Annotated in this window: 19 protein-coding genes; 16 read left to right on the top strand and 3 right to left on the bottom strand. The window is 37.5% G+C overall.

Annotated elements, in window-relative coordinates; genetic code table 11:
* The first annotated feature begins 65 nt into the window (after positions 1 to 65).
* From BXY58_RS09905 to BXY58_RS09850, 12 genes are all read left to right on the top strand, one after another.
* Positions 66 to 572, top strand: coding sequence for a CinA family protein (locus BXY58_RS09905; protein ID WP_120213705.1), 507 nt, complete (start codon positions 66 to 68; stop codon positions 570 to 572).
* 12 nt (positions 573 to 584) lie between these two features.
* The gene (locus BXY58_RS09900; protein WP_120213704.1) at positions 585 to 1376 is read left to right on the top strand and encodes an SDR family NAD(P)-dependent oxidoreductase; all 792 of its coding nucleotides are present in this window, start codon (positions 585 to 587) and stop codon (positions 1374 to 1376) included.
* Positions 1377 to 1382: 6 nt separating this feature from the next.
* Positions 1383 to 2144, top strand: a complete 762-nt coding sequence (locus BXY58_RS09895; protein WP_120213703.1) for an SDR family oxidoreductase — start codon at positions 1383 to 1385, stop codon at positions 2142 to 2144.
* Positions 2145 to 2161: 17 nt separating this feature from the next.
* On the top strand, positions 2162 to 3649 hold the full coding sequence (locus tag BXY58_RS09890; RefSeq protein WP_120213702.1) for an alpha-amylase: 1488 nt from the start codon (positions 2162 to 2164) through the stop codon (positions 3647 to 3649).
* 13 nt (positions 3650 to 3662) lie between these two features.
* Positions 3663 to 5180 (top strand): FAD-dependent oxidoreductase, encoded by a 1518-nt coding sequence (locus BXY58_RS09885; protein ID WP_120213701.1) that lies wholly within the window; start codon positions 3663 to 3665, stop codon positions 5178 to 5180.
* Positions 5181 to 5195: 15 nt separating this feature from the next.
* On the top strand, positions 5196 to 5852 hold the full coding sequence (locus BXY58_RS09880) for a DUF6766 family protein (RefSeq protein WP_120213700.1): 657 nt from the start codon (positions 5196 to 5198) through the stop codon (positions 5850 to 5852).
* 195 nt (positions 5853 to 6047) lie between these two features.
* Positions 6048 to 6626 (top strand): YciE/YciF ferroxidase family protein, encoded by a 579-nt coding sequence (locus tag BXY58_RS09875; protein ID WP_120213699.1) that lies wholly within the window; start codon positions 6048 to 6050, stop codon positions 6624 to 6626.
* 47 nt (positions 6627 to 6673) lie between these two features.
* Entirely contained in the window at positions 6674 to 7069 is a 396-nt protein-coding gene (locus BXY58_RS09870; protein WP_120213698.1) for a hypothetical protein, read from the top strand.
* An 89-nt stretch (positions 7070 to 7158) separates the two neighbouring features.
* Positions 7159 to 7356, top strand: a complete 198-nt coding sequence (locus tag BXY58_RS09865; protein ID WP_120213697.1) for a hypothetical protein — start codon at positions 7159 to 7161, stop codon at positions 7354 to 7356.
* A gap of 8 nt (positions 7357 to 7364) precedes the next feature.
* Positions 7365 to 7982 (top strand): hypothetical protein, encoded by a 618-nt coding sequence (locus tag BXY58_RS09860; protein WP_120213696.1) that lies wholly within the window; start codon positions 7365 to 7367, stop codon positions 7980 to 7982.
* A gap of 30 nt (positions 7983 to 8012) precedes the next feature.
* A complete protein-coding gene (locus BXY58_RS09855) occupies positions 8013 to 8543 on the top strand; it encodes a hypothetical protein (RefSeq protein WP_120213695.1) in 531 nt (176 codons plus the stop codon).
* Positions 8544 to 8651: 108 nt separating this feature from the next.
* Positions 8652 to 9167, top strand: coding sequence for a hypothetical protein (locus BXY58_RS09850; RefSeq protein WP_120213694.1), 516 nt, complete (start codon positions 8652 to 8654; stop codon positions 9165 to 9167).
* 67 nt (positions 9168 to 9234) lie between these two features.
* Here the strand turns inward: BXY58_RS09850 and BXY58_RS09845 are convergent, their stop codons facing one another.
* Together BXY58_RS09845 and BXY58_RS09840 are read right to left on the bottom strand one after the other, a co-directional pair.
* Complete coding sequence (locus BXY58_RS09845) at positions 9235 to 10662, bottom strand: sigma 54-interacting transcriptional regulator (RefSeq protein ID WP_120213693.1); 1428 nt, start codon at positions 10660 to 10662, stop codon at positions 9235 to 9237.
* 8 nt (positions 10663 to 10670) lie between these two features.
* Complete coding sequence (locus tag BXY58_RS09840; RefSeq protein ID WP_120213692.1) at positions 10671 to 11813, bottom strand: vWA domain-containing protein; 1143 nt, start codon at positions 11811 to 11813, stop codon at positions 10671 to 10673.
* 255 nt (positions 11814 to 12068) lie between these two features.
* On the opposite strand from BXY58_RS09840, the gene BXY58_RS09835 reads away from it, so the two are divergent.
* A complete protein-coding gene (locus BXY58_RS09835; protein WP_120213691.1) occupies positions 12069 to 12947 on the top strand; it encodes an AraC family transcriptional regulator in 879 nt (292 codons plus the stop codon).
* Here BXY58_RS09835 and ccoG read toward each other — a convergent pair.
* Positions 12944 to 14383 carry a cytochrome c oxidase accessory protein CcoG gene (ccoG, locus tag BXY58_RS09830; RefSeq protein WP_120213690.1) on the bottom strand — a complete coding sequence of 480 codons (1440 nt, stop codon included), beginning with the start codon at positions 14381 to 14383 and terminating at the stop codon, positions 12944 to 12946. The genes BXY58_RS09835 and ccoG overlap by 4 nt on opposite strands.
* Positions 14384 to 14645: 262 nt before the next feature.
* Between ccoG and BXY58_RS09825 the strand changes: the two genes are divergently transcribed.
* Genes BXY58_RS09825 through BXY58_RS17145 form a run of 3 tightly spaced genes read left to right on the top strand, consistent with a single transcriptional unit; the run spans position 14646 to position 15538 of the window.
* On the top strand, positions 14646 to 14879 hold the full coding sequence (locus BXY58_RS09825; RefSeq protein ID WP_120213689.1) for a hypothetical protein: 234 nt from the start codon (positions 14646 to 14648) through the stop codon (positions 14877 to 14879).
* Between the two features lie 23 nt (positions 14880 to 14902).
* Positions 14903 to 15400, top strand: coding sequence for a CinA family protein (locus tag BXY58_RS09820; RefSeq protein WP_120213688.1), 498 nt, complete (start codon positions 14903 to 14905; stop codon positions 15398 to 15400).
* Between the two features lie 15 nt (positions 15401 to 15415).
* A complete protein-coding gene (locus tag BXY58_RS17145) occupies positions 15416 to 15538 on the top strand; it encodes a hypothetical protein (protein WP_262891351.1) in 123 nt (40 codons plus the stop codon).
* The last annotated feature ends 161 nt before the right edge of the window (positions 15539 to 15699 follow it).

Genomic DNA, 15699 nt, shown 5'->3' with positions numbered 1-15699 from the left:
GGCAACAAGTTTGATTTGCCACAATCAGAGGTTCTTTTATCCAATAACATTTAAAGTCAAAAATTATGGAATTTCCAAAAATATTATTGGACAAGATCAGCTATTACCTGAGAGATAGAAAAGAGTCCATTTCTATTGCAGAGAGTGTCACTTCCGGCTTTCTACAGTTGGCATTTTCACAGATGCCGAGTGCGGAAGAATTTTATAAAGGCGGGATCACAGCTTATACTATTGAACAAAAAGTAAAACATCTTAATATTGATTATGATGAAGCCAAGGTGGTCAACTGTGTATCAAGGCCTATCAGCGAAGCAATGGCGCAAAATGTAGCCTTATTATTCGATACCGAATGGTCCTTGGCGACAACGGGTTATGCAACGCCTGTTGAGGAATCGGGAGACGAGATTTTTGCTTATTACTGTATCGCTTACCGCGGAACTGTTATCCGGAGTGATCGTATTGAGCTGCATCCAATGACCAAAGCTCTGGATGCTCAGAGCTATTTTATGGAGTACATACTGGGTTGTCTCAGATGCGAAGTCAAAAGGAATCATGAACATATTAATATCTAAAAATTAACAAAAATGAAAAGTAAATATGCCTTAGTAACAGGTGCTACGAGTGGTATTGGCTATGAACTTGCCAAGCTTCTTGCACAAGACGGCTATAATCTTGTCATTGTTTCAAGGAATCATGATGAGTTGTACAGGAAAGAAAAAGAATTCAGAGAATATGGTGTAGATGTGATATCTATGGCTAAGAATCTTTTCCAGGCAGACGATGTATATTCTCTTTACGCAGATCTAACGTTGAACGGGATTAGTCCGGAGATTTTGGTCAATGATGCAGGTCAAGGGTTATACGGGAAATTTCAGGATACAGATATCCACCGTGAGATAGATCTGATTAACCTTAATATCGTTGCAGTCATTATTCTTAGCAAATTGTTTATCAAAGACAGACTGGAAAAAGGTTCGGGTAAAATTCTCAATCTTTCTTCTGTTGCCAGTAAATCGCCCGGACCTTGGCATTCTGTATATCACGGTACCAAGGCTTTTATCCAGTCTTGGTCAGAAGGGATCCGTGAGGAGCTTAAAGATTCAGGAATTACGGTTACAGCATTATTACCAGGCCCGACTGATACGGACTTTTTCAACAAAGCAAATATGAATCAAAGTAAAATTTTAAAAGATAGAGATGATCTCGCCAATCCTGCAGATGTTGCAAAAGATGGTTATGATGCAATGATGAATGGTGATGATAAAATTGTTTCCGGTCTTAATAACAAATTAACCGTAGCGATGGCTAATATGACCACCGACAGTATGGCGGCATACAGGATGTCGGAGATGCAAAAACCTATGAACGAAAAATAAAAAATTATGACGAAGGAAAATCATTTACAATTAGAAGGAAAATCGGTATTGATCTCTGGAGCTGACAGCGGTATCGGAAAAGCGGTAGCATTATTTTTTGCAAAACAAGGTGCTGATATTGCGATCATTTATCACAGCGATGACAAAGATGCCGAAAAGACAAAAAAAGAAATCGAACAGTTGGGAAGAAAAGTAATCTTGTTTTCAGGTGATGTCAACAATTCGCAGTTTTGTAATGCTTCCGTCAACAAAACAATTTCCGAATTTGGGAAGCTGGATATTTTAATTAATAATGCCGGCGTTCAGTTTCCTGCGGATGATATTCTGGATCTTGATGAGGAAAATATCAGAACGACTTTCAATGCTAATATTATCGGGATGATATTGTTAACTAAAGCAGCATTTCCACATCTTAAAAAAGGCGATTGTATCATCAACACAACTTCTGCAACTGCTTATCAGGGTCATAAAGAACTTTTGGATTATTCTGCAACCAAAGGTGCTATTGTTTCTTTCACAAGGTCTTTAGCGCTGCAATCCAAACCAAAAGGAATTCGTGTTAATGCTGTTGCGCCGGGTCCGGTTGCGACACCGCTTACCAAAGAAACTTTCGGTGAAGAAGAGGAAGATTCGAATAAGCCGCCTTTGGAAAGAAACGCAACGCCTGAAGAGGTGGCTGCAAGTTTCCTTTTTCTCGCGACTGATGCTTCATCTCAGATTACCGGGCAGGTCTTGCATCCGAACGGTGGATTGATTGTAAATGGCTAATTAAATTATTTAAAACTATGAACGGCGTTATCTTGCAGTTTTTCCATTGGTATCACCCTGGGGAATTATGGAATGAATTTATTGATAAAGCAGAATATCTAAAAAGCCTCGGTTTCACATCGGTTTGGTTTCCGCCGGCAATCAAATGTGCTTTGGGACAAGAAGGGCGTGGTTATGATGTATATGATCTGTATGATCTTGGTGAATTTGATCAGAAAGGTGGGATTTCTACAAGATATGGAACCAAGGAAGAATATCTCAGAGCAATAGAAAAAACACACGAAGTTGGAATGGAGGTTTATGCAGATATTGTTCTCAATCACAGGATGGGAGCAGATGAGATGGAAACTGTAACGGTTCATCAGGTGAATGAGGAAAATCGGAATGAAATTATTCGTGAGGCTTTCCAGGCAGATGCGATGACCAGGTTTACATTTCCCGGGAGAGATGGTAAATATTCTGATTTCATTTGGGATCATCAGTGTTTTAGCGGTATTGATAAAGTTAAGACCGGAGATGAAGAACATAATGGGATTTTCAAAATCTATAACGAGTATGGAACTGTGTGGAACGAGCACGTGAGTCATCAATTCGGAAATTATGATTATCTGATGGGCGCTGATGTCGAATTCCGTAATCCTTATGTTGTGGATGAGCTGAAACGCTGGATCAAATGGTATATCGACACAACCAAAGTTGATGGTTTGAGAATGGACGCATTGAAACACATATCAACCGAATTCCTTAAAGAATGGATCGATTACATCAAATCCGAAATCAACGAAAATTTCTTTATGGTCGGCGAATTCTGGAAAGATAATGTTGACAAGATCACAGGATTTTCAGAAAAGATGGATCATCGGATCTGTTCATTCGATGTGCCTTTACATTTCAATTTTTTCAGAGCATCACAGGAAAAGCAGAATTACAACCTGAGTGAAATCCTGAAAGGAACTTTCCTGGATTGCAACCCGGAATGCTCGGTGTCCTTCGTGGGAAATCACGATACGCAAAAACTTCAGGCTTTGGAATCAACAGTGGAAGACTGGTTCAGACCGATGGCCTATGCAATTATTCTGTTATCAGAAAATGCCTATCCGTGTGTGTTCTATCCGGATTTGTTCGGAGCGGAATATATCGATAAAAATGCAGATGGCGTTGATGAAAAAATTGTAATGCCGAAAGTAGAAATTCTTCCACTTTTGATGCAGGCTCGTCGGGAGTTTGCTTACGGAGAGCAGATCAATTATTTCGATCATCCGAATTGCATTGCCTGGATCAGGAAAGGAAATGAAAATCACAACGGTTGTGTTGTTCTGATTTCGAACAGCGAAGAAGGTTATAAAGAAATGGATCTCGGAAAAGAAAATGCATCAGCAAAGTTTACGGATTTTCTGGGATTTCGAAAAGAAATCATTGAGTTGGATGAGAATGGCAAAGGAACTTTTTGGGTTAATGCGGCATCGGTAAGTATCTGGGTAAAAAATCAGGATCAATCAATCTAAAAAATAAAAAGTTATGAACAGAGACGGCGTTAGAAAAAGTATCTGGCAGGAAGAGATCAAACCTTTTCCTGCAGCTATTAATTTTGAAACCGAATATGATGTCGCTATTATTGGCGGTGGAATTACAGGCGTTTCTACAGCTTACGAACTTCAAAAATCCGGAAAAAAATGCATCTTAGTCGAAGCGGCTAATATCGGATTTGGAACTACTGGAGGAACTACGGCTCATATCAATAATTTCCTGGACACAACCTATTCAGAAGCGATCAGTAAATTTGGTTTAGATGATGCAAAACTTCTTTTCCAATCGGTAAATGATGCGATAGCTGTTATTGAAAAGAATATCAATGACAATCAAATCAATTGTGATTTCGAAAAGAAAACGGCGCAGTTATTTGCTTTGGATGAGAAGCAGTCAAAACAGCTGGACGATATTTTGGAAGGCGCCGAAAAAGTCGGTTGCCAGATGAATTTAATTAACAATATCTCCTTTCCGGTTCCATTTGTGAAAGCTGTGGAAATTGCCGGTCAGGCACAATTTCATCCGATTAAATATATTGATGCATTATGTCATAAGTTTCTGGACTTGGGAGGAACTATAGTAGATAATTGCTTTTGTAAAAGTCATTCGGAAGAAGAGGAGTGGATTGTGATCAAAACTTCAAAAGGAACTATCAGAGCCAGAAATCTGGTTTATGCAACCCACATTCCACCAGGTGTTAATAGGTTGCATTTTACCAATGCGCCTTACCGGAGTTATGCAATGGCTTTCAATTTAAAAAGTCAGGATTATCCCAAGGAACTCGGTTATGATCTGATGGAGCCTTACCATTATTACAGAGTTCACGAGATTAACGGAGAAAAACTCCTGATCGCCGGTGGTGAAGACCACAAAACGGGACATTCCGAAGATACGGGCGTTTGCTTTACCAATCTGGAAAATTATGTCAGACAATATTTTGATGTTGATGTTGTAAAGTACAGTTGGTCCAGTCAATATTACGAACCAGTGGATGGCTTTCCTTACATCGGAAAAATGCCGGGAGCGTCCAATGTCTATACGGCAACAGGTTTCCGCGGGAACGGAATGATATTCGGGACAATATCGTCAAAAATTATTTCTGAATTAATTCTGACCGGAAATAGTCCCTATGAAAAATTATTCAGTCCGTCCAGGATTACACCTATTGCAGGTTTTACCGAATTTGTGAGGGAAACGGCAACAGTTGTAACAGATTTTATCAAGGATAAATTATTTGTTGAAAAAGTTTCGTCTTTGGCGGAAATCAATGAGGGCGAAGGAAAAGTTGTGACTTACGAAGGTGACTCCTATGCGGTTTACAAAGAAAAAGGCGGACGGGTTCATTTGCTGAAAAGTACCTGTCCGCATGCCAAATGCGAGGTGCGGTGGAATAGTGCGGAAATCTCTTGGGATTGCCCTTGTCACGGGTCTCGCTTCAGTGTGAATGGTAAAGTTTTGACGGCGCCTTCTGTGACTGATCTTGCTAGAATCAGAGAAAAAGATTTATAACTAAAATTTAAAACGATGTCTAAAAATAGTTTCTTTTACCGAAATAGTTTAAGCATTGTATTGATTTCACTGATGCTTATTTTCTGGGTAGGACAATTTTTCACAGGTTGGAAAACTGAAAATAAGGAACTGGCAGAAGAAGGGCAGAGGTTATTAAGTTTTGGACAATACATCAAGAGCGGCCATTTTATACAGGCAACGTTTGAGAATTGGGAAAGCGAATTTCTGCAGATGATGCTTTATATTTTGCTGACAGTTTCCTTAAGACAGAAAGGTTCCAGCGAATCCAAATCCTTAACCGAACAGGAAGATGTCGATAAAGAACCAAAACCGCATCCAGACGCACCCTGGGCTGTGAGAAAAGGTGGAATTTGGTTGAAGATTTACAAACATTCTTTATCTCTGGCTTTTGGCGTTTTATTTCTGATCAGTTTTGTACTGCATTTTTACGGTAGCTATAAAGATTTCAATTCGGAGCAGATGATAAAAAATCAACCACCAGTTGGTATGAGCGATTATTTTTTTGAATCCAGGTTTTGGTTCGAATCATTCCAGAATTGGCAAAGCGAATTTCTGGCTGTGGCATCTATAGTTCTTTTGTCAATCTGGCTTAGGGAAAAAGGCTCGCCCGAATCCAAGCCTGTTGATATGGCTCACAACGAAACACCTTGATGTGTTTTAATTGAGTTTCATTTTACCTGATGTTCTTAGGAGTTATTTTTTAATGACTTCTGATGCGTTATGTTTAATTATTAGATATTTAGTTTGTTAATAATTTATTTGTATTAAGTTATATGTGTATTATTTTGGTATAATGATTGTAATAATTGATTTATTCACAATTATTAATATTAAAAAATAAAAATTATGGCAACTACAAAAACTGCTACAGCTACCAAGACAAAGACAGCTGCAAAAAGTACAACTTCAACAACAAGAAAAGCACCGGCAAAAAAAGATGCAGCCAAAGATCTGAACGATCTTTTTGAAGATAGCTTAAAGGATATCTATTGGGCAGAAAAAGCGTTGGTAAAAGCACTTCCCAAAATGATGAAAAATGCAACTAACGAGAAATTGAAAGCTGCCATCGACAAACATCTTGGAGAAACAGAAACCCACGTGGCTCGTTTAGAAGAGATCTTCGAAGCTATGGGTAAAAAAGCGCAGGCTAAAAAATGCGATGCAATGCAAGGTCTTCTGGATGAAGGTAACAGCATTATAGAAGAAACTGAACCTGGCACTGTAAGAGATGCGGGAATCATTGCTGCAGCACAAAAAGTAGAGCATTATGAGATTGCAACGTATGGTACTTTAGCGGCTTTTGCAAAAATTCTTAAGGAGTCACAAGCTTTAAAAATTCTTCTGCAAACCCTGGAAGAAGAGAAAAAATGCGACGAATTGCTAACAGGACTCGCAGATGTTAACCTGAATTCCAAAGCTGTATAACATAATGTCACAATCGAATATAATGTTAAAATTTTAATTTGTTAGTTATGAAAGTGCAAGAACTCAGACTTCACAATCTACTTCAGTATGAGGATAATGTGGTACCGGTGGTTGGACTTAACTTAGAAAAAGATAATGATCATTCGTTGGTCCAGATTCAACAGGGTAATACCAGGATTCCCATACATTCACAACAATTAAAACCAATTCGTTTGACAAGCGAATGGCTTTCCAAATTTGGTTTTGTAGAGAGTTATCGGTCAGATTCTAGAATCCGTTACGATCTTCCCAATTTTGGAAAATATGATTTTGATCTTTCGAAAGATAAGATATTAGAAGGTTTCTTATACTTTGGAAATTATATTCGATGTCACTATATCCATCAGCTGCAGAATCTACATTTTGTACTGACTGGAAAAGAACTAAAAGTGGAGAGCAATTAACTGCTCTCTTCTTTTTATAAAGCATATGACTCAGATCATAAATTCAGAAAGTTTTACTTCAATAGATTTGAACTTATTGAAGTATAATAATGAAAAAACTATTATTGATATTAATTCTTGGATCGATTTTCAGTTGTTCAAAAAACACCAATACACTTGATGTTAAAAATGTTAATGATATGATGATGGATGACGTAATCGTTTCTGATACAAGCCTTACACAGATCAACGATACAATCTCAAAATCGAAAGTAAAACGCCTGCAATCAATAAGACACCGAAAATAATTAAAGAAATGAAAAAAGCTAAAAAAATACCGGGAATTCCTGAACAGACCAGAGGTGCTTTTCACGATACTGAAGATAGAAAAGATTTTATGGTTCCGGAATTAGCGGTTCAGAAATTTGAAATCCTGAAAGAACGGTTTTTTTCTATTAATTACTGGAAAGATTATTGTGGTGGGCTGTCTGCAGAATTTAAGCTTTATGACCAATCCGGATCTTTTGTTGATCGTAAGCCAAAAACCGGGGATTATGTAAGGATCAATATTCCGGCGCCGGACAATACGGATGCCAATTATGATTGGGTGAAGATTGTCAATATGGACGACCAGACTTATAATGATGATGAGTTGGAAAGGTATCTTATTACTTGCAGACCGTCAAAAGCTCCGGGAAGCAGGAATAATCACATTGCACATTTCTATTCTGCTGAATCTACTTCTAACTTTGTTATTACGCTGGGACAGGATTATATCAAGATAGGTGTATATGGACGAAACGAAATTCCAAACACGTCAAGGACAGGATTCTGGGGAAAAATCAGAAACTTTTTGATTTCTCTCTTTGGTGGATACACAAGACTGGCAAAGATCCAATGGAAAAGCCTTACGGAAGGTTTGCTTGATTTTTAAAAATTAAAGTTGTTATTTAACATAATAATTATGTTTAAAGCCATTTTAAGTTTTTCGATTTTAAGTTCATTTTGTTTTGGTCAGAGCCACGAGCAGTTGATGCACTATTCCCGTTATTACAACCAGGATATTGATTCTTTCAAAGATTTTATGAAAGTTGAACCCTCTGTTGTTCAGACCAATTCCGGCATCCAGCAGATGGTTTATGAGCTGAATAATCATAATATCGGAATAGAAGAACACCCGAGTAATAATAACAGGATCGGCGAGCTCTATGTTTTTCAAACCAATGACAGCCACAGCCATGCTCAGTCAGAATGGAATAAATATTTCAGTGCCATGAACAATGATCAATCCTTGACTTTTGTAAAAGGTATCTTCGATGACGGAATTGTCAAAGAAAATAATCTGAGCTTTGATGAACTAATCACATTGCTCAATTCGCGAAACCTGAATACCAATCGCAGTTATGGTGTAAGATACACGAAAAATAATACCTACTTTTCTTTGTTTGTAATTAAAGGAAAGTTGGTTTTTACAGTGGATGATAAGAATTTTTGATTTGTTTCTAAAATTATCTCACTTTTTCGGCACATTATTTTAATTGGTTTTATTGCCAATAAATAGAATAGGTATGTTTGAAATTTGATTTTTTAAAAATATTGTTTTATGAAATCGAAGTTTTTTATAATAATAAGTTTGTTCTTTCTGGTTTCCTGTCAACAAAGAGATGCGGTCGATTTTAAAACTAAAGTTCTGGCTCAGGAAAAATCCGCATTCAACATTGTTTTAGCAAAGGATGGTTCCGGATCCAGGAAGCTGGAATATCTGATAAAAGATAATTATGAAGCGGCATTAAAAATGGTGGCAGCGCAAGAAAAGGAATTTGATCAAATGATAAATGATATTAAAGTAATTCCTGAAAATGATATTAGAGAAGCAAGTGTTTTGAAAAGATCTGCAGTCGCCTATTATTCCGCACTGAAGAATCTGCATCTATATGAACGTAAGGAGATTGAACAACGTGCAATCATCCAAAAACTGAAAAATAAAAATTCGGAAGCTGAACAGAAAAAACTTCTGGATTTGGCAATTCAAAAAAAAGGCTTGTATGCAAAAGTGTACCAGCAGGAAGCTATTCTAAGTGCGGCTTTGAAGAAGTTTGACAATGCAAACGGATTGTAAATATTAATCGGATATTCGAAAATAAAAAAACACCAACGCAATTGTTGGTGTTTTTTATTAAATCCTATCATGAATCAAAAATGAATGACTGCTGATTTTCAAATTTGTCAAGTTTTTTATTGATGGTTAAAGCCCATAACACCAGTTCCTTGCAGAAGTTTTTATCCTCATCGCTCAGGGTGGACGTATTATCTTCTACCAAAGCCGATAGTGGTTTCACTCCATTTAGTTTTTCATAAAACTCTTTATCAGAATCTGTATAGTTCAGTTGAAGCTGATTATTCTGGAACCATTTTATCAGATCTGTGTAAGCCGTTTTCAGTCCTTCTTTTTCCAATTTTGGAATTCGCGGAAACAGGCGTTCAAATTGCAACATCACCGCTTGATCGATCAGGATTTTTGCAACATATTCTGCACCTTCCTGTTCACCTTCATAGACCAATTCGATTTTCCCTGTTATGGACGGAATAATTGATAAAAAATCCAACAAACGGATTGTAGTTGTTTCATCACCGGTTTCCAAAAGACGCAGTTTTGCAGCAGCAACCAGATTTTCCATGGCACTAATAGTCAGACGGGCGCTCACGCCACTTTTGGCGTCGACATATTCGCTGTCTCTGGCGGCAAAAGCTACTTCTTCCAAAAGATCTTTGGCAAGATCCGGAATAGTGATTCTTGCCTGATCCTCAGGTTTGATCTTGGCTTCTTGTTCCGTAATCTCTCTGGCAAGGGCAATAGTTTTGGGATAATGGGTGAAGATCTGTGAGCCGATTCTGTCCTTCAGCGGTGTTACAATGCTTCCTCTGTTCGTGTAATCTTCCGGATTGGCAGTGAATATAAACTGGATATCCAAAGGCATTCTCAGCTGAAAACCACGAATCTGGATATCGCCTTCTTGCAAAATGTTAAACAAAGAAACCTGTATTCTAGCCTGTAGGTCCGGAAGCTCATTCAATACAAAAATACAGCGGTTTGCACGTGGAATCATTCCGTAATGCAAGACTCTTTCGTCGGAATATGGAAGTTTCAGCGTTGCAGCCTTGATCGGATCGATGTCACCAATCAGATCGGCTACATTAACATCGGGCGTTGCCAGCTTTTCAAAAAAACGGTCGGAGCGGTGCACCCAAGTAATCGGCATTTCGTCTCCTAATTCATTTAATAGATCTTTAGCAAATTTCGAAATTGGATTGAATGGACTATCATTGATTTCAGAGCCTTTTACAATCGGCATATAGTCGTCTAATAGACTGACCATACTTCTTGCGATTCTTGTTTTAGCCTGTCCTCGCAAACCTAACAGATTGATGTGATGTCCTGCCAGAATTGCTTTTTTTAATTGAGGAATAACCGTGTCTTCATACCCCCAGAGTCCTTCGAAAACAGGTTCTTTAGCTTTTATTTTTGAAATCAGATTAGCCTGGATTTCTTCATTGATCGTTTTCTCTACGTAACCGGAATTTTTTAATTCTCTGAATGTGATATCGTTCTTCATTTTTTTATTTAAATTCTCTTAATTCTGTTTTTTTCATAATCTTCAAAAATCATTTGTCCCAGATTTGATAATCCGGTAAGAAAGGCTTTCCCTTTGTTTTCCGCTGTGAAGGCTTTTACAAATTGACGCAGATAAGGATCCTGAGCGATCATAAAAGTAGTGATGGGAATTCTTAGTCTTCTGGCTTGTGCAGCTCTGTTGAGACATTGCGAAACGATTTTTTCATCCAGACCTACACTGTTCATATAAAACTCGCCGGATGGCAGTTGGATGCAGCTGGGCTTTCCATCGGTAATCATAAAAATCTGCTTGTTGCTGTTTCTCTTTCTTCTCAGGATGTCCATTGCCAGTTCCAGCCCTGCAACTGTGTTCGTGTGATAAGGTCCAACTTTCAGATAAGGAAGGTCTTTGATTTTGATCGGCCACGCTTCATTTCCAAATACAATAATATCTATGGAGTCTTTTGGATATTTTCTTTTGATTAATTCTACCAAGGCCATCGCTACTTTTTTGGCAGGAGTTATTCTGTCTTCACCATACAAAATCATAGAATGGCTGATGTCAATCATCAGAACCGTGCTCATTTGAGCTTTGTGTCTGGTTTCTTCCACAACAAGATCATCCTCTGTCATTCTGAGGTCAGAGATTCCGTTGTTGATCTGGGAGTTCTTCAGGCTTTCGGTCATATTGATTCTTGAAAGCTCATCGCCGTATTGGAAGGCTCTGTTTTCGCCATCCCGTTCGTCGCCGCTGCCAGCTTTAGCCGTCTGATGATTGCCGATACCGCTTTTTTTCAGCTTTCCGAAAATCTGATCCAAAGCATATTCCCGCAATGCAGCTTCCAATTTGGCAGTCAGGATATTCTTGCCTTTTCCGGTTCCAGTATTGCCGTCTTCCGGCTCTTCTTCTTCTTTGATGTAACCACGTTTTTTGAGATCATTTTCAAAATCTTCCAGCGTATATTCTTCATTGAAAATATCATACTCCTGATCCAGCATTTCCAGCCAGTTAAAGGCTTCTTCCAGATCGCCAGAAGTATGTGTCAATATATCCCGAAAAATATCGAAAACGCGATCAAAATTGGATATTTCCTCAGGTGTGTGCTTTTTAAAAGTTAAACCATTTTGAAAATTAAAATTTTTATTGATCATTGATATTGATTGTTATTTTTGACTGACAATAAGCATCAAGATTAAAGCCAGAATTTGAATTACAAGTTATGGAATTCTGTTTTAACTGATCATTAACAACAAATAGAAATAATCAATCGTGTGAAATCGTAAAAAAAATAAAAATGACTTTAAAACTGATATTGAAAAGATTTGTAACCAATTAATGATAACTTTACAATTCGGATTCGATTATATTGTATCTCCGATTTTTTAAAAAATACTTAAAAACTAAAAATGACTTCTTTCGCAGTTCTACATACGCATCTTTTCCAAAACGATAAAAAAGATTCGGATTTCTATTTCAATACATTGGAAAAACATTTGAAAAAGAATAAGAAGCATATAGAAAATCCTCATCGCCACGACAGCTATGTGACTGTTTTGTTTACAAACGGTACAGGAACTCACGAAATCGATTTTAATACATACGATGTTTCTGCCGGGAGTTTATTTTTCCTTTTGCCGGGCCAGGTTCACAGTTGGAAATTATCTGATGATGCCAAAGGCTTTATTTTTTTTACATCGCCTGAATATTATGATCTTCACTACATCAATCTCAAACTGAAAGATTATCCTTTTTTTGGATCACCAAATATCTCCAGGAAAATCAATATTGAAAACCAGGATATGAACAAAATAGTTTCGCTGCTGCAGGTTATAGAATCTGAGAATAACCATTCTGATGTCATGAAAGACTGTCTGATTATTGCTTTGCTGACTGTAATGTATATCTACGCAACGCGCCATTATACAGAGCAGGAAACGGCTAAGTCAGATTTGAGATTGTCTTATTTCAGACATTATTATGATTACGAAAACTTAATTGAAAAGAATTTTAAAACCATCAAATCTGTTTCAGAATTTGCCGCCAAGCTTCACATTACGGCAAAGCATCTCAACAGGATTACCCAGTCAGTGATCAATAAAAAAGCATCCGAAATACTTGTGGACAGAGTAGTCCTGGAAGCAAAACGGATGCTGATCTTTTTAGATGACAGTGTCGTGGATATTGCTTTTAGCTTGGGTTATGAGGATTACTCTTATTTTGCTAGACTTTTCAAAAAACATTCTGGTTACAGTCCTGTCAATTTTCGTCAAAAGTATAAGGTCTAAAGCTGAATCTTATAAGGGCCTTCAAATACTGTCTGATAAGAATCCAAAAGCTTTCCATCTTTATCAAATACGCCAAGTTCGACATTTTGTTTGTAAAACTTGATTTCATGTTCTGGGAGGCTGATATTGACGTTGCCTTTCAGCATTTGATTACCTTTTATTTTCATAATATTTCCGTTAGGTGAAGAGATTTCGCCATGTTGAGGTTTTAGTACTTTTACTGTAACTGATTGATCTTTGTAAGATTTATTAAGAAATGTATAAGTGAATGTATTGGTAATCTTACCATCGTGGCTGATATAGGTACTTCCGGCAGGTTTGATGAACTTCGCTTCCATGCTCCCTCTGTCCTGAAACAGAAATCCTGAGAATCCTAATAGGAGTAACAATACAAAAGCTGAAACTTTCATACGGTTGGTAAATTTAAATTTTTCCTGTTTTTCTATTTCAGCTTCTGTGGCATATCGGATTAGCCCTTTCGGAAGACCAACTTTTACCATTACTTCATCACAGGCGTCTATACAAGCCGTACAGTTGATACATTCCAATTGCTGCCCGTTTCTGATATCGATTCCTGTTGGGCAGACAACGACACATTGCTGGCAATCGATACAATCGCCTTTGCCTGCGGCTTTTCTGTCTTCGTCTTTTCTCCATTTGGCACGGCCTTCGCCTCTTTTGAAGTCATAGAGAACATTAATGGTCTTTTTATCAATCAAAACGCCCTGTAGTCTTCCATAGGGACAAATCAGTGTACAAACCTGCTCCCGGAGCCAGGCAAATACAAAATAGAAGATTCCTGTAAAAATAATCATTGTAACAAAATTGGCTGGATGTTGCGCAGGACCTTCTGTCATTATTCGGATCACCGCATTATAACCTACGATGTACATAAACATAATGTGGCTAATTACGATTGATATCAACAAAAATACAGACCATTTTAGAGCTCTCTTTTTTATCTTTTCGCTGTCCCAGGCTTGTCTTTCCAATTTCATTTGTTTGTTTCGGTCACCTTCAATCCAATATTCAATTTTTCTGAAGACCGATTCCATGAAAATGGTTTGGGGACAAAGCCAGCCACAAAACAACCTGCCAAACACCACCGTGAAGATCATGATGAAGATGACGGATAAGACCGCAGCCAAAGCTAATATGTAAAAATCCTGCGGATAAAACGGCTGTCCTGCAATAAAAAACTGCCTGTCTATAATGTTAATCAACAAAAAAGGATTGCCATTAATTTTGACAAAAGGCAGAACGAAAAATATGAAAAGAAGGACATAACTCGTATAGTTTCTTTTGGTTGTATATTTTCCTTTAGGCTTTCTGGGGAAAACCCATTTTCTTTTTCCGGTTTTATCCATAGTTCCTACAGAATCCCGGAATGTTTCCTCTTCCTGATGAAGATTTTCTAATGTATGTGATATGTTCATTTTAAAATTGGTACTGATAAATATTTGTGTTAATAGGACTTCAAAGCTATTTTAACACAGCACAAATTTCCGACACAAAACGTATCAATAATAGTAATAAAAAGAAGTGGGGTAGGATAAAAAGGACATTTTGTTGTTTTTAGAAATGATATTTGTCATTAGGGTTTCAGGGATGGTAAATTATATCAAGCCGTTATGACTCAAATCATAAGACGGGTGGATGAGTTGTGTCTAACTTTGAAATACACAAAATAAAAGTATTATGAAAAGTTTAATATTAATCTCCACAATCGGATTATTGCTGGCTTGTAACGAGAACAAAACCTCGCATAATGACAGGACACAGTCTATCTCAGCCGACACTACAGGAATGATGCAAACCGCGCCATCTAATAGCAATCCTCAGTCAGACAGTGTCTCGTCGGCAACCAGAGATGCTGCAGGCTCTGGCGCTACGAGTACAACACCAACACAAGATTCTACAAGACAGCGTTAGATCTTATTTAATCTTTTAACGAAATGGATTTCTTTAATCAAAGCGTTCTTAACGCCATTGGTCAGAAGCTCATTATCGATGATCAAACGGTTTCTGTTGCAGAAGAAGTTACTGCTGGACTTTTACAGTTGGCTTTTGCGCAAATAGATAATTCTCTATTGTTTTATAAGGGAGGACTGACGGTCGTTAATCTGGATGATGCAGCTGATTTTCTTGATCTCAAAGACAGGGCAACAAGAACTTGTTCGGAGCTTATTGATGAAATGGTTCATACTGCGGCAATAAAGGCGTCTGCATTCTTAAGTAGTGACTGGTCCATTGCGGTCGCTGGATTTGGCAGTCCAAAACGGGGATCCGGATACAAGGTTTTTGCTAATTACGTATTCTCTTTTAAAGGTGAAATTGTTCTATCTAATCATTTCGAAATAGAAGATCCTGTCCAACCCTTCGAAGCGCAATTGACTTTTGCCCGACATATTCTGGAACATTTTAATAGTATAATTAACAGTACTGAGGTTTAATTTAAAAATTTAGTTATGAAAATATTAATAACATTATTAGCCACTTTTGTGATGTCAAGCTGTGTTTGTGATCCCGAAGATAGAGATGTTGAAAAACGGGATAGAGAAATGAAGGAAAAAGCGGAAGCCAATTCATAAAATCTCAAACAATAGCTTTAAATTATTAGGTACGAAAATAAAACGGTAAGGTTTTTGCTATTTTGTTTTTTCATATTATTCTTATTATCAACTGATTGTGTTTAATGCGCATTCAATTTTTTTGTGAAACTATTTCTTTTCTTACAATAAAACGTAACCGT

The organism is Epilithonimonas arachidiradicis (genome assembly GCF_003610695.1).
GTDB lineage: Bacteria > Bacteroidota > Bacteroidia > Flavobacteriales > Weeksellaceae > Epilithonimonas > Epilithonimonas arachidiradicis.
This window is presented reverse-complemented; position numbering and strand designations above follow the sequence as displayed.

What these genes read in the sequence shown, in the direction of transcription:
- BXY58_RS09905 (WP_120213705.1), top strand. Translation starts at nt 66, where the DNA reads ATGGAATTTCCAAAAATATTATTGGACAAGATCAGCTATTACCTGAGA.
- BXY58_RS09900 (WP_120213704.1), top strand. Translation starts at nt 585, where the DNA reads ATGAAAAGTAAATATGCCTTAGTAACAGGTGCTACGAGTGGTATTGGC.
- BXY58_RS09895 (WP_120213703.1), top strand. Translation starts at nt 1,383, where the DNA reads ATGACGAAGGAAAATCATTTACAATTAGAAGGAAAATCGGTATTGATC.
- BXY58_RS09890 (WP_120213702.1), top strand. Translation starts at nt 2,162, where the DNA reads ATGAACGGCGTTATCTTGCAGTTTTTCCATTGGTATCACCCTGGGGAA.
- BXY58_RS09885 (WP_120213701.1), top strand. Translation starts at nt 3,663, where the DNA reads ATGAACAGAGACGGCGTTAGAAAAAGTATCTGGCAGGAAGAGATCAAA.
- BXY58_RS09880 (WP_120213700.1), top strand. Translation starts at nt 5,196, where the DNA reads ATGTCTAAAAATAGTTTCTTTTACCGAAATAGTTTAAGCATTGTATTG.
- BXY58_RS09875 (WP_120213699.1), top strand. Translation starts at nt 6,048, where the DNA reads ATGGCAACTACAAAAACTGCTACAGCTACCAAGACAAAGACAGCTGCA.
- BXY58_RS09870 (WP_120213698.1), top strand. Translation starts at nt 6,674, where the DNA reads ATGAAAGTGCAAGAACTCAGACTTCACAATCTACTTCAGTATGAGGAT.
- BXY58_RS09865 (WP_120213697.1), top strand. Translation starts at nt 7,159, where the DNA reads ATGAAAAAACTATTATTGATATTAATTCTTGGATCGATTTTCAGTTGT.
- BXY58_RS09860 (WP_120213696.1), top strand. Translation starts at nt 7,365, where the DNA reads ATGAAAAAAGCTAAAAAAATACCGGGAATTCCTGAACAGACCAGAGGT.
- BXY58_RS09855 (WP_120213695.1), top strand. Translation starts at nt 8,013, where the DNA reads ATGTTTAAAGCCATTTTAAGTTTTTCGATTTTAAGTTCATTTTGTTTT.
- BXY58_RS09850 (WP_120213694.1), top strand. Translation starts at nt 8,652, where the DNA reads ATGAAATCGAAGTTTTTTATAATAATAAGTTTGTTCTTTCTGGTTTCC.
- BXY58_RS09845 (WP_120213693.1), bottom strand. Translation starts at nt 10,662, where the DNA reads ATGAAGAACGATATCACATTCAGAGAATTAAAAAATTCCGGTTACGTA.
- BXY58_RS09840 (WP_120213692.1), bottom strand. Translation starts at nt 11,813, where the DNA reads ATGATCAATAAAAATTTTAATTTTCAAAATGGTTTAACTTTTAAAAAG.
- BXY58_RS09835 (WP_120213691.1), top strand. Translation starts at nt 12,069, where the DNA reads ATGACTTCTTTCGCAGTTCTACATACGCATCTTTTCCAAAACGATAAA.
- ccoG (WP_120213690.1), bottom strand. Translation starts at nt 14,383, where the DNA reads ATGAACATATCACATACATTAGAAAATCTTCATCAGGAAGAGGAAACA.
- BXY58_RS09825 (WP_120213689.1), top strand. Translation starts at nt 14,646, where the DNA reads ATGAAAAGTTTAATATTAATCTCCACAATCGGATTATTGCTGGCTTGT.
- BXY58_RS09820 (WP_120213688.1), top strand. Translation starts at nt 14,903, where the DNA reads ATGGATTTCTTTAATCAAAGCGTTCTTAACGCCATTGGTCAGAAGCTC.
- BXY58_RS17145 (WP_262891351.1), top strand. Translation starts at nt 15,416, where the DNA reads ATGAAAATATTAATAACATTATTAGCCACTTTTGTGATGTCAAGCTGT.